This window comes from Citrobacter sp. Cf116 (genome assembly GCF_030336505.1).
In the GTDB taxonomy this organism is placed as follows: domain Bacteria; phylum Pseudomonadota; class Gammaproteobacteria; order Enterobacterales; family Enterobacteriaceae; genus Citrobacter; species Citrobacter freundii.
The window spans coordinates 315,620-329,162 of sequence record NZ_JAOWEQ010000034.1 but is presented as its reverse complement, the minus strand read 5'-3'; the positions used below and the strand labels follow the sequence as shown (position 1 = coordinate 329,162).

Below are 13,543 nucleotides of genomic sequence, written 5' to 3'. Positions count from 1 at the left end.
GTAGGGTATTCACATGACCAGCCGTTTTATGCTGATTTTTGCCGCCGTAAGTGGCTTTATCTTTGTGGCGTTGGGTGCCTTTGGGGCACATGTTCTGAGTAAAACCCTCGGTGTCGTTGAGATGGGGTGGATCCAGACTGGCCTTGAGTATCAAGCGTTCCATACGTTGGCTATCTTTGGCCTGGCCGTCGCCATGCAGCGACGCATTAGCATTTGGTTTTACTGGAGTAGCGTGTTTCTGGCATTAGGAACGGTGCTGTTTAGCGGCAGCCTGTATTGCCTTGCACTCTCTCATTTACGCCTGTGGGCGTTTGTTACCCCCGTCGGCGGTTTCAGCTTCCTTGTGGGCTGGGCGCTGATGTTAGTGGGTGCTATTAGATTGAAACGTAAGAGCGTTAGCCATGAATAAGGTTGTGTTGTTGTGTCGCCCGGGTTTTGAAAAAGAGTGCGCCGCAGAAATTACGGATAAAGCAGGGCGCCGGGAAATCTTCGGTTTTGCCCGCGTGAAAGACAATGCGGGTTACGTCATCTTCGAATGCTATCAGCAGGATGATGCCGAAAAGCTAGTGAAAGAGCTGCCGTTTAGCTCACTGATTTTTGCCCGTCAAATGTTTGTGGTGGGCGAACTGCTGCAATATTTACCGCCGGAAGACCGCATTACGCCGATCGTTGGCATGCTGCAGGGCGTGGTGGAAAAGGGTGGCGATCTGCGTGTCGAAGTCGCCGACACCAATGAAAGCAAAGAGCTGGTTAAGTTCTGCCGTAAATTTACCGTACCGCTGCGCGCGGCGCTGCGTGAAGCGGGCGTACTGGCAAAATATGAAACGCCGAAACGTCCGGTGGTTCATGTTTTCTTTATCGCCCCTGGCTGTTGTTATACCGGTTATTCCTGGCCTGACAATAACTCACCGTTCTACATGGGTATTCCGCGACTGAAATTCCCGGCCGATGCGCCGAGCCGCTCAACGCTGAAACTGGAAGAAGCGCTGCACGTGTTTATCCCTGCCGATGAATGGGATGAGCGTCTGGCGAACGGAATGTATGCGGTGGATTTAGGGGCCTGCCCGGGCGGATGGACCTATCAGCTGGTTAAACGCAACATGTGGGTTTACTCCGTGGATAACGGTCCAATGGCACAAAGCCTGATGGATACCGGACAGGTCACCTGGCTGCGTGAAGACGGATTTAAATACCGTCCGAATCGGAACAATATTTCGTGGATGGTCTGCGATATGGTGGAGAAGCCGGCGAAGGTCGCCGCGCTGATGGCACAATGGCTGGTCAACGGCTGGTGTCGTGAGGCAATATTCAACCTCAAGCTGCCGATGAAAAAACGCTACGAAGAGGTATCACAGAACCTGGCTTACATTCAGGCCCAGCTTGATGAACATGGCGTAAATGCCCAAATTCAGGCGCGTCAGCTGTATCATGACCGTGAAGAAGTAACCGTTCACGTACGTCGTCTGTGGGCGGCCGTCGGCGGTCGTCGCGACGAGCGATAAGGCTACAATCCAGGTCGGATGGCGGCGAAATCGCCCTATTCGGCCTGGATTGATTCAATCAGCTGTGTATCTGAAACAATATGCGTCACATCATCCAGATGCCCAATTCTGGCCTCTCCCGAACGATTAAATTTACTTTTATCGATCAACAATAAAGATTGCGATGCGCGCTTAAGCAGAATGGATTTGAAGTCTGCGTTGGTTGCATTTGAGTCCCAGAGCGCACCGTCGCTATTGATCCCTTCGCAGGAAAAAATAAACAGGTCAATATCGAGGGATTTAAGCTGCGAGATAAGCGAGGGATTAACGTAGCAACCGTATTTGCGCTCAAGGCGACCGCCGGAGCTGATAAGCTGAATGTGTTCACGTTTAGCCAATTCCTGGCAGATGGGCTGGCTGTTGGTAAAAACGTGAATGTTGATGTCCGGTAGCTGTCGCGCCAGGTACCAGCAGGTTGAGCTGGCGTCTAAAGCTATCACCATACCTTCTTCGATCCATGCCAGCGCTTCGCGGGCAATATTTGCTTTGTGGGCATAGTGGCTTTTTAGTCGTATATGGAACGGGTCGCCACTGTCCTGATTTTCCCGATGAATAGCCTTGGCCCGCCCATGATTGCGTAGCACCTTGCCCTGGGTTTGTAATTCACTGAGATCGCGGCGGATGGTCTCTTTGCTAACGTTTAGCTGCAAAGACAGGGCTTCAGTTGTCAGGCTTTTGTGGTGGGTAAGCAGATCTACGATTGCCTGCTGGCGCGCCGCTTTCATGTTCAGATCCTCATCTGATGATAAATGCCCGTACCAGACGGGCATTCTGACCAGAGATTACGGCGTTACCCCTTTTTTTAAAAGAATATTCCCGTACTTTGCCCGCTCTCCTGTGATAACGATCGCAAACGCCTTTTGCGCTCGTTCGTAAAAGGCATAACGGTCAATACGCGTGATGTCTGGACAGGGGGCCTGCAATGAAAGCGCCTGTCGATAGCGAGCCTCGACGTCAGGATCGAGAGCGTCGCCTTCTACTGCGGCCATCATCACCAGCGGTGGGGCGTAGCTGTCCAGTTCAAAAAGCGGAATAATCGCCTGCAGCAGGTCACTGACCAGCAGACCGTCGGCGCGAATCACCTGCGGTCCCATGCTATGAGCCGGAAAATGAGCATCGGAAAAGATAATCTCATCGCCGTGACCCATTTCAGCCAGCACCTTCAGCAGGTCGGGGGAAATTAAGGGGGATATTGTTTTGAGCATGTTACTCGACTCCTGTCAGTTCGGATTCGGTTTGCGGATAGAAGTAACGGTACTGGTAGCGCACCTGTGCACGGGCCTGTTCCGGTGAGGTAAATTCCCTAATGCCTGACCAGGCAAACATCGCGGCGCCTGCGACGGTGGTTTCGGCGTCATCCAGCACTTTGACAGGGATCCCGAGAACATTAGCTTTAATCTGGTTCCACAATGCGTTACGGCTTCCCCCGCCAACCAATAACAATTCAGTGGCCTGGAAATGACCGATTTTTTCCAGCATGTGTAAATTCCGCTGCAACTGTTCTGTCAGTCCTTCCAGTGCGGCGCGATAAAAATGCCCGCGGGTGGTATTGAGTGTAACCCCCTGCCAGCCCGCATTCTGAGAGGTCAGCAGGTCGCAGTGCATCTTGACGCCTTCTGCGCCGGCAGGAATGGACCGGGCTTCGTCAATCAGTGTCTGCCAGGGCGATTCGGCAGTCCAAAACAGCTTACGCACCCATTCAAGCACGCCGGAAGCCAGCCACTGCATGCCGGGATTATACAGCCCGGCATGACTGTCTAATTCACAAGTGGAACCCGCATAATGGCTGAGCAGAGAGGTGTCCACCTGTGCGCTGCGTACCATCAGAATTTCCCATGTACCGGAAGAGAGCACCGGTTCGTCTGGCTGAGCTCCCGCGCCAAAGAGCGCAAACTGCGTGTCGTGCCCGGCAGATATCACAGGAATACCCACTGGTAGCCCGAGCAGGCTGGCGGCCTCGTGTTGCAGTACCCCAATTTGTTCGCCCGCTTCCACCAGACGTGGAAACAGTCGGCGCGGTATGCCGGTCGCCTGCAAAATGTCATCACTGAAATCGCGCTGCTGGATGTTCAGCATCTGGCTGGTGCCCGCCATGGTGATATCTGTGGTGAACTCGCCGGTTAAACGGTGGTTGATAAGCGATGAGATAAACAGCCAGGCGTGCGCCTGTTCCAGTAATTGTGGATGGTTTTCTTTCAGCCACACCAGTTTATACAGCGTGTTAAAGCTAAACGCGCCGACGCCGGAGATTTCCTGCAACTGCTGCGGTGACATGTAGCGATGGATATTTTCCATTACTGCTGCGGTTCGCGGGCACTTCCAACTGATTACCGGATATAACTGCCTGCCGTGTTGATCGACCAGCGCACCGTCTACGCCGAAGGTGGTGACGGCGATCCCGCAGATACGGCAATTGGCCAGTTGCGTGGAGAGCCGCTGACAGCAGCCGGCGAAGCGTTGCAAAATGGCTTCCAGCGACCACTGATGCCAGATACTGTTCTCCGCGGCAATATCACTGGCGTTGGGCGTAGAGGCGCGGGCGATAATTTTTCCCTGACGGTCAACGGCTATGGCCCGCACGTTGGTCGCGCCACAGTCGAGGACCAGGATAACCTCTTGTTTCATAATTGCTCCTGGGAGATTACCTATTGCCGGATGGCGGCTTCGCCTTATCCAGCCTACAAAACCGTGCGCTTCGTAGGCCTGATAAGACGCGTAAGCGCCACCATCAGGCAATTGCTCGATGTTTAACGCTTATACAGCGGACCGTAGTTCTGGCAGGCACGATAATCCTGGCCTTCCGTATCCATTCCGTGGGCTGCCCAGGCTGAAGGACGGTAAATTTTTTCGTCTTCCACGTTGTGCATGCAAACCGGGATACGCAGCATGGCGGCCAGAGTGATAAAGTCTGCGCCCACGTGACCAATTGTCAGCACTCCGTGGTTTGCGCCCCAGTTAGCCATAACCGAATAGACATCGCTGAACGGGCCTTTACCGGTTAAGCGCGGGGCAAACCAGGTGGTCGGCCAGGTAGAGTTGGTGCGCGCATCGAGCTGGTCATGCATATCTTCCGGTAATTCCACGCTCCAGCCTTCTGCGATTTGCAGTACCGGCCCCAGGCCCTTGATGATGTTGATGCGAGTCATGGTGAACGGCACGCCGCCCTCGGTCAGGAAGCGAGAGGAGTAGCCGCCGCCGCGGAAGTATTCGTGAATAGCCGGACACCATTCGGTTGCCGCCAGGCAATCATCGACCTCTTTTTGCGAGATTTCCCAGTGCGGTTTCATGGTCGGTTTCCCTGCGTCGTCGCGCTGTTTGCAGGAACCATCCAGTGCAGCCGATCCCGAGTTAATCAGGTGAATAATGCCGTGCTCAGCAAGGCCGATCAGCGGTTTACCCGTGACACGCTCCACCGCCTCTGGCGACCAGTAGGTGCGCACATCGGCAAAGACCTGCGCCGTGCCGGTGAGTTGATGGCCGAACAGCATCGCCACGCCGTTCAGGCTGTCGTTTTCGGTGGCGACAACGAACGGCTCACGCACGCCATTCCAGTCGAAGGAGCTGTTGAGCAGCGCTTCGGCGGTATCACCATTCGGATATTGATCGGTCCAGTGACGCTGGCCCTGGAAGCCTGCGGCAATCGCGTTGTATCCCAGCGACTCTTCAACCCGACCTTTGTCGGCCAGCTTCTGGTTACCCTGCATCATGTCGCGAATGCACATGGCCATCAGCAGGCTCTCTTTCAGCACCGCACGGCTTTGCTCTGCGTTGCGCTTATATTGCTGCGCGTTCTGATCCTCGCCGTAGCGGAAGTTTTTGTCCGCCCACGCCAGCGCCATTTCCAGCTCAGCTTCGTCATAGATTTTTTGGTCGATGCGACGACGCAGTTCGGTCATATCAACGGGTTGAACTTTCATTCCCAGCCAGGATTCAAAGAAGTTATGATCGACAATAGAGCCGGCAATACCCATTGAAACGCCGCCTACGGACAGGTAGGTTTTGCCTTTCATACCGGCGACGGCTAAGCCCGCGCGGGCAAAGCGCAGCAATTTTTCTTCCACATCGGCAGGGATCGTGGTGTCGCCGGCGTCCTGTACGTCATGGCCGTAAATAGAGAAGGCAGGAAGTCCTTTTTGATTATGCGCAGCCAGCGCGGCAGCCAGATAAACGGCCCCCGGACGTTCTGTACCGTTGAAACCCCAGATAGCTTTCGGCCGCATTGGATCCATGTCGATGGTTTCGCTACCGTAGCACCAGCATGGGGTCACGGTGATGGTCACGCCCACATTCAGGCTGCTGAATTTTTCTTCGCAGGCGGCAGATTCCGCCATCCCGGCGATACAGGTGTCGGCAATGACACATTCAATTTGCGCGCCGCAGGCGTGACGAAGTTTCTCAGCGATCAGCGCAGCGGTGGCTTTAGCCATATTCATGGTTTGCTCTTCGAGCGATTCACGAACACCCATACGGCGCCCATCTATCACCGGACGAATGCCAATCTTCGGTAAGCTATTTTTTTTCATTCGAGGTTCCTCATCTCACTTTATGCCGTGCTGCAAAAGCGGATGTTGAACACCACCGTCGCAGTTGGCTGAATAACTCATTTTTGCTAACTCGAGTTAGCTTAGGTATTAGAGAGTTTTTTGCACAACTTTTTTGTTGTGGAACTGTGAGAGGCTTCACGAGAAGTGGTTAAAATTCGATCTGCGTCAAATAAACCAGAGCGCATATTTTTATATAAATTCTTTTAAATTAAGTATTTGCAATAAATTGTTTGTTCAGCGTCACAGATTTAAACCAAATGATTTGGCTAATTTGAGTAGCTAAAATAGCTTTAAAAGGCACTTCGCTAACTCGAGTTAGCATAATTGATAAAACGCATATGAACGTATAGGTAGTATTCGCATTAACGGTGACGATGGCTTCCTGGCAACGTTTTTTCGCCTGATTCACTGATTGCAGTTTCTGTATATTGAGGAAAGCAGCAATGTCTGAAACATTTTTACAGATGAGTCATATTACGAAACGTTTTCCCGGCGTATTAGCGTTGAGTAATGTGGATTTTGCTTTACGCAAAGGCGAGGTTCATGCGCTGCTGGGTGAGAATGGCGCAGGAAAGTCTACGTTGATGAAGATTTTATCCGGTGTTTATCAGCCTGATGAAGGAGATATTATTTTTGAAGGGCAATCTGTTTCTTTTGCGAACCCGTTGAGCGCACAAAGCGCAGGTATCACGATTATTCACCAGGAATTTAATCTTTTCCCTGAACTCACGGTAGAAGAAAATATTTTTATTGGCAGGGAGTTTTGCAAAAATAACCGCTGGCGTCTGGATGAAAAACAACAGCGACAGGCTGCTATCGATATTTTGCAAAAATTAAACCTGAATATCTCCCCAGAAACGCTGGTGGCCGATCTGACCGTCGCGCAACAACAAATGGTTGAGATTGCTAAAGCGATATCGGTGAATGCCAAGATCCTTATTATGGATGAACCGACGGCGGCACTGACGGAAACGGAAATCGACAGCTTATTTCAGGTAACCCGTTTGCTGAAAGAACAGGGGACGGGCATTGTTTATATCTCGCACAGGCTGGAAGAACTGGCGCTGATAGCCGATCGTGCGACGGTGATGCGTGATGGTCAGTTTATTGCCACTGTAGATTATGATGCGGTTAAAATTAGCGACCTGATTGCCATGATGGTTGGGCGGGACCTCGGCAATATCTATCCTCGTCGTGGACCTTTGGCTCAACGTAAGCCGGTGTTGGAAGTCAGCGGTCTGACTCGCAATGGTGTACTGAACAACATTGATTTCACCCTGTATCAGGGCGAAATATTGGGTTTTGCCGGTCTGATGGGCGCAGGGCGTACCGAGCTGGCGCGGGCGATTTTTGGCGCGGATCCCATTGATGGCGGTACCCTCAAGCTAAACGGAAAAGTGACGGTAATTAAAGATATTCCTGATGCTATCCAACAGGGTATCAGCTATTTAACCGAGGACAGAAAAAAAGAGGGGCTGGCATTAGGACTGTCCGTTGAGCGTAATATTATGTTGGGCAATTATCCTGAATATTCTGACCGCTATGGCAATGTGGACAGCAAACGTTGTCAGAAAACCAGCGAGGAACAGGTTAAAGCCCTACGGATTAAAACACCACATTTAGAGCAGGCTGCACTGAATTTAAGTGGCGGTAATCAGCAGAAAATTATTATTGCCAGATGGGTGTGTAAAGATACCGATATTCTCATCTTTGACGAACCCACTCGCGGTATTGATGTGGGGGCCAAACTTGAAATTTATGAATTAATGAATCGACTGGTGGCAAAAGGGAAGTCAATTATCATGATCTCCTCTGAATTACCGGAAGTGCTGGGTATGTGCGATCGCATTTTGGTTATGCGTAATGGACGTATTACCGGGGAGTTAGCTTCTGATGACGCCACACAAGAAAAAATCATGCAATACGCGACGTTAGAGGACTAATTTATGACTATCTCTGTAACCTCTTCAGACAGCAATAATAAGAAAATAAAAATTAACAAAGAACTTTTAATGCGCCTGGCGCCGCTTTTGAGTCTGATTATTTTAGTAATATTTTTTAGTTTTGGTTCGCCATTTTTCTTTAACACTGAAAACATCATGACAATTGCCTTGCAAACGTCAGTGATTGGCATCATGGCAATTGGCGTTACCTTCGTCATTATCACTTCAGGAATCGATCTTTCTCTTGGCTCGGTAGTGGCCTTTTCTGGTGTTGCGGTAGGCATCAGCGCCACGCTGGGATTGCCTCTGCCCGTATGTATTCTGGCGGGGGTGCTGGCCGGGGGATTATGCGGCTATATCAACGGCCTGCTGGTTACCAAAATGACTATCCCGCCTTTTATCGCCACGCTGGGCCTGATGATGTCAGTTAGAGGCATCAATATGGTGATGACCGATGGTCGTGCGATTTATTTCGCTGATTACCCCACCTTCAAAATGCTGGCCCAGGGACGTTTGTTCGATGTGCTGCCTTATCCCGTTTTTTATCTGGTGGTGGTAGCGCTAATCGCCGCCTACATCCTGAAGAAAACGGTGATTGGTCGCTATGTTTACGCCGTGGGGAGCAATGAGGTGGCCGCCCATCTTTCCGGTATTAAAGTTCAGCGCGTCAAAATTTTCGTCTACGCCTTTTGCGGTCTGTTGACCGGGATTGCCGGGGTTATTCTGGCTTCTCGTTTGAACTCTGGTCAGCCAACAGTCGGCGTGGGTTATGAGCTGGAAGCCATTGCAGCGGTTGTTATTGGCGGTACGAGCCTGATGGGCGGAATTGGTACCATCGGCGGCACGATCATCGGCGCATTCATTATGAGCGTGTTGAAGAATGGTCTGAACCTGATGGGCGTCTCCCAGTTCTGGCAAATGGTAGCCATGGGCGTGGTGGTCATTGCCGCGGTTTATCTCGATACATTACGCAAAAAAATTCGTTGATTTACGCTCCCGGAAGTCACGGGGCATCATAACCCTGACGTTTAGGGTGACTCACTCAGAACGGAGTAAAACAATGAGAACCAGGAATTTTGTCTATGCGTTATCCCTGCTGGCCTGTATGACATCCAGCGTATTGGCTAAAGATATGAACCTTCCGGTGGTCAGTAAAGGTTTCCAGCATGAATTCTGGCAAACCGTAAAAATGGGGACGGAAGCAGCAGCAAAAGAGTTGGGCGATAAAACCAGCTATGTTGGCCCGGCGGATGAAACTCAGATTGCCGAGCAGATTCAGCTAGTTGAAAACGCGATGGCGCAAAAACCTAATGGGCTATTACTGGCCGCGTTAGATGCCAATGCGCTTGCGCCATTAGTTGAGACCGCAAATTCACGCGGTATTAAAGTTGTGACGTTTGACTCCGGCGTGAATTCCGATATTCCGGTGAGCTTTGTCGCCACGAATAACCGTAAAGCCGGTGCAGAAGCCGCAGACGCGCTGGCAGCGGAAGTGGGCAGTAAAGGGAAAGTGGGCATTATTGCGCACGTAGCAGGGACCTCTTCTGCGATTGAGCGTTCGGAAGGGTTTATTGCCCGTATGAAGGAGAAATATCCGGATATTCAGGTGCTACCGGTCCAGTACAGTGATGGCGATCCGCAAAAGGCGATGGATAAAACCATCGATATGATCCAGGCCAATCCTGATATTGCAGGGATTTATGGCACGAATGAAGGTTCAACGCTGGGCGTAGCAAACGCTATTGATAGTCAGAACCTGAAAGGCAAAGTGAAAGTGATTGGTTTTGATAGCACTGAGGCAATCATAGCCTTCCTGAAGTCTGGGGTTATTCAGGGCTTTGTGGTGCAGGACGCTTATCAGATTGGCTACCAGGGTATCAAGACGCTGAATGCAGCGGTATCGGGTCAGTCTGTACCGAAAGAGATTGATATTCCGGTGAAATTTGTCAGTGCGAAGAACATTGATACCCCAGAAATTGACAAATTGTTACACCCATTCGGTAAAAAATAAGACCGTTGGGGCGAGGTGCTCGCCCCATCATTAGCCAGCGTCAGGGAGTTACTATGGGCAGTGGATATTTCCTCGGTGTGGATGTCGGTTCCGCCAGCGTCAGGGCTGGTGTCTTTGATGCCTGTGGCACACGGCTGGCTTTTGCGACACGCCCCATCTCGCAGTTTCGACCCGGTCCTGAGCGGGTTGAGCAGTCATCTGCAGAAATCTGGCAGCAGGTTTGCCAGGCAGTGAAGGAGGCGGTGTCGTCATCCGGGGTTTGTATTGAGGATATTCGCTCATTGGGATTTGATGCCACCTGTTCATTGGTGGTACTGGATGAACACGGGCAGGGACTGGCGGTTTCGCCTGGTGAATCGCCAGACCATAACATCATCATGTGGATGGATCATCGCGCGGTAGATGAGGCCAAACGCATTAATGCCACGCAAGATCCGGCTCTGCGCTATGTCGGCGGCGAAGTCAGCGTAGAGATGGAACTTCCCAAGGTGCTGTGGCTGAAAAATCATTTTCCCGCAACGTGGCAGAGTGCACATCGTTTCTATGATCTTGCGGACTTTCTGGTCTCTAAAGCTACCGCCACTGATGTTGCCGGTTTGTGCACGCTGACCTGTAAATGGAACTATCTGGCACATGAACAACGCTTTAGCCACTCCCTGCTAGACGCCGTTGAATTAACGGATTTGTTGGGCAAAATCCCGTCGCGTATTCTTCCGCCAGGCGCTGGCGTTGGAACGCTTAGCAGCGATTCGGCCCAGGCGTTGGGGCTGACGACTGCAGTGGTCGTTGCCAGCGGTATGATTGATGCCCATGCTGGCGGAGTTGCGCTTGCCGGGGTTGAGCCTGAGGGGACGTTGGCGCTGATTAGCGGAACGTCAAATTGCCATATGCTGTGCAGCGAGCAGGAAATTCATACGCCAGGTGTTTGGGGGCCTTATTGGTCAGCCATGCTACCAGGCTACTGGCTGACGGAAGGGGGGCAGAGTGCTGCTGGGGCGTTAGTCGACTGGACGCTTCAGGAATCAGGAGCCAGTGCTGAGCTGTTTCACAAAGCTGAGGCCCGGGGCTGCCATCCCATTGTTTTAGTTAATGAATGGGTTGCCGCACTTGAGGAGCAGGAGTCTGAGCCTGGTCGTTATCTGCATGTGCTTGCCGATCACCACGGTAATCGTTCGCCGCGCGCACGGCCCGATGCTCGAGGCAGCATCTGTGGTTTGACGCTGGAACGAGGTGAGATGCAGGTAGCTCGTCTGTACCTGGCGACATTACAGGCGATCGCCTGCGGTACGCGGCATATTATGGAAGTGATGCGTGAAAACGGTCACACCATTTCCCGACTGACGCTGTGCGGCGGCGCAACGCATAACCCACTGTGGATGAGAGAATATGCCGATGCTACCGGATGCGATATTCATCTTATGCAGGAAGAGGATGCGGTGACGTTAGGTGCGGCTATCACTGGCGCGGTAGCATGCGGCGCGTGGGCAACTATACCGTCCGCATGCCGGGCAATGGTTCGATCGGGCGAGGTGATTAAGGCGAACCCGGTGCGGCGGAACTTCTATGATCGCAAATACCAGGCTTATCTGATGCTGTGGGATCAGCAGCAGGCGATTAACCAACTTATGCAGTAAGACAAAAGTTTAAAATACTTTTATGATTGTAGATTGACGTTTTTGGATGTGGACTGGGGCATATAGATGGCTAAAACAGTAGAACAGATAGCCAGCGATCTGAATTTATCGGTTACGACCGTACGACTGGTGCTGAACGGGAAAGCAGAGCAATATCGAATCAGTGTCAAAACCCAAACGCGTATTAATGAATATGTCGAGCGCTATGGTTACGTCATTAACCATTCAGCACGTAGCCTGAAATTAAATAAAACGGATACTTTGGGATTGATTGTACCCAATATTTCCAACGTCTTTTTTGCCACACTCGCAGAAAAACTTGAGCAACGCTGTCGTCGTTCAGGTTATCAGTTAACGATTAGCTGTACCTATGACGATGTTGATTACGAAAATAAACTGACCAAAGCGTTAATCGCCCGTAATGTTGATGGCCTTTTTATTGTTCCCTCAACGTTAGAGAATCAGCAACACCATTTACGTCAGGTCAGAAAACCGATGGTGTTACTTGACCGTGATTTTAAGTATACCGATAACGCACTGGTAGAAAGTCATAACATCTTGGGCGGCGAGAAATTGACGCAGAGTCTGTTTGACGCTGGAAAGTCGCCAATCTGGTTTTTAGTGGGGGATACCGGATTACCCAGCATTGGTGATCGTTTGCAAGGTTATCTTAATGCATTGAACAATAATGGTATTTCACATAGAGATTGGGTGCGCGAAGGTCCGGACAACACACCTGAAGGTGGTTATCGACTGATGGATGAGTTGATCGGCGAACAGGGCTGTCCGCAGGCGTTTATCGCCTCATCATTACCGGTACTGGAGGGGGCCATTAACGCTATTCGTAATCGTTTGGGCACAATTCCACCGGAAATTAATATTGGGACATTCGATGAACACCCAATGCTGGGATTCCTCGCCAATAATGTCTGGTCAATGCAACAGGATGAAAATGTCTGGGCGGAAAAAGCATTCGATATGATGATGAGTGCTATTGATGATCACCCAATTAAAGAAACTGTAAAAGTTGAGATGAAACTTATTAAGCGCGTAAGACAACCTTAATATGTCGCTATAAATAAATCGGCCAACTGAATCTGAATAAATACGTTCAGTGGCTGCCTGTACCTGAAACCTGACCCGTCTTATTCTGCGGCTGCATTTTTCGCAATAAAGACGAGGGGAAACTGTACCCGGAGAATCATTATGGAAAGAATGCGTTTGTCGCGAGAAATCATTGAAACCTGTCTGGAAATGACCAGCCTTGGATTGAATCAGGGGACGGCGGGAAATGTGAGTGCGCGTTATGAAAACGGGATGCTGATCACGCCCAGCGGTATTCCTTACGAAAGACTTACTGAAAACATGATCGTGTATGTAGATAACGACGGGAAATATGATAAAGGACAATTACCCTCCAGTGAATGGCGTTTTCACCTGGCGGCATACCAGACGCGTCCGGATGCCAATGCGGTTGTCCATAACCATGCCGTACACTGCACGGCCGTTTCAATTCTTAATCGCCCTATCCCGGCAATTCACTACATGATTGCAGCGGCGGGGGGGAACTCTATTCCGTGTGCGCCTTATGCGACGTTTGGTACACGAGAGCTGTCAGAGCATGTGAGCGTCGCCCTGAAAAACCGTAAGGCAACGCTTTTACAGCACCATGGGTTGATTGCTTGCGAAGCGAATTTGGAAAAAGCACTGTGGTTGGCGCATGAAGTGGAAGTTCTGGCCCGTCTGTACCTGAGCACGCTGGCGATTGTTGACCCGGTGCCGGAGCTGGATGACGAGGAGATCGCTATTGTGCTGGAGAAATTCAAATCTTACGGATTACGCATTGAAGAGTAATTTCGCATAGCGAAAA

The 13,543-nt window shown here is 51.0% G+C and carries 12 protein-coding genes; 8 read left to right on the top strand and 4 right to left on the bottom strand.

The genetic code is table 11. The annotated features are described in order from the left end of the window. Positions 1-13 precede the first annotated feature (13 nt). On the top strand, positions 14-409 hold the full coding sequence (locus tag OGV74_RS06970; protein WP_086504511.1) for a DUF423 domain-containing protein: 396 nt from the start codon (positions 14-16) through the stop codon (positions 407-409). Next, complete coding sequence (gene rlmM / locus OGV74_RS06965) at positions 402-1,502, top strand: 23S rRNA (cytidine(2498)-2'-O)-methyltransferase RlmM (RefSeq protein WP_086504510.1); 1,101 nt, start codon at positions 402-404, stop codon at positions 1,500-1,502. The genes OGV74_RS06970 and rlmM overlap by 8 nt, the downstream gene beginning before the upstream one ends. 35 nt (positions 1,503-1,537) lie before the next feature. On the opposite strand, the gene fucR is transcribed toward rlmM, so the two are convergent. The 4 genes from fucR to fucI form a co-directional block, all read right to left on the bottom strand. Then, a complete protein-coding gene (gene fucR / locus OGV74_RS06960) occupies positions 1,538-2,266 on the bottom strand; it encodes an L-fucose operon activator (protein ID WP_003034043.1) in 729 nt (242 codons plus the stop codon). A 57-nt stretch (positions 2,267-2,323) separates the two neighbouring features. Next, positions 2,324-2,746, bottom strand: coding sequence for an L-fucose mutarotase (gene fucU / locus OGV74_RS06955; RefSeq protein ID WP_003840383.1), 423 nt, complete (start codon positions 2,744-2,746; stop codon positions 2,324-2,326). Between the two features lies 1 nt (position 2,747). Then, on the bottom strand, positions 2,748-4,166 hold the full coding sequence (fucK, locus tag OGV74_RS06950; protein ID WP_086504509.1) for an L-fuculokinase: 1,419 nt from the start codon (positions 4,164-4,166) through the stop codon (positions 2,748-2,750). A gap of 122 nt (positions 4,167-4,288) precedes the next feature. Then, positions 4,289-6,064 (bottom strand): L-fucose isomerase, encoded by a 1,776-nt coding sequence (fucI, locus tag OGV74_RS06945; RefSeq protein WP_086504508.1) that lies wholly within the window; start codon positions 6,062-6,064, stop codon positions 4,289-4,291. Positions 6,065-6,528: 464 nt separating this feature from the next. On the opposite strand from fucI, the gene OGV74_RS06940 reads away from it, so the two are divergent. The 6 genes from OGV74_RS06940 (at position 6,529) to fucA (ending at position 13,527) form a co-directional block, all read left to right on the top strand. Beyond that, complete coding sequence (locus OGV74_RS06940) at positions 6,529-8,028, top strand: sugar ABC transporter ATP-binding protein (protein WP_003034052.1); 1,500 nt, start codon at positions 6,529-6,531, stop codon at positions 8,026-8,028. A gap of 3 nt (positions 8,029-8,031) precedes the next feature. Continuing rightward, positions 8,032-9,015 (top strand): ABC transporter permease, encoded by a 984-nt coding sequence (locus OGV74_RS06935; RefSeq protein ID WP_003034055.1) that lies wholly within the window; start codon positions 8,032-8,034, stop codon positions 9,013-9,015. Positions 9,016-9,088: 73 nt separating this feature from the next. Then, on the top strand, positions 9,089-10,039 hold the full coding sequence (locus OGV74_RS06930) for an ABC transporter substrate-binding protein (RefSeq protein ID WP_003034057.1): 951 nt from the start codon (positions 9,089-9,091) through the stop codon (positions 10,037-10,039). Positions 10,040-10,092: 53 nt separating this feature from the next. Beyond that, a complete protein-coding gene (locus tag OGV74_RS06925) occupies positions 10,093-11,673 on the top strand; it encodes an FGGY-family carbohydrate kinase (RefSeq protein ID WP_086504507.1) in 1,581 nt (526 codons plus the stop codon). A 66-nt stretch (positions 11,674-11,739) separates the two neighbouring features. Further along, entirely contained in the window at positions 11,740-12,738 is a 999-nt protein-coding gene (locus OGV74_RS06920; protein WP_003034060.1) for a LacI family DNA-binding transcriptional regulator, read from the top strand. A 141-nt stretch (positions 12,739-12,879) separates the two neighbouring features. Next, positions 12,880-13,527, top strand: coding sequence for an L-fuculose-phosphate aldolase (gene fucA / locus OGV74_RS06915; RefSeq protein WP_003846518.1), 648 nt, complete (start codon positions 12,880-12,882; stop codon positions 13,525-13,527). The last annotated feature ends 16 nt before the right edge of the window (positions 13,528-13,543 follow it).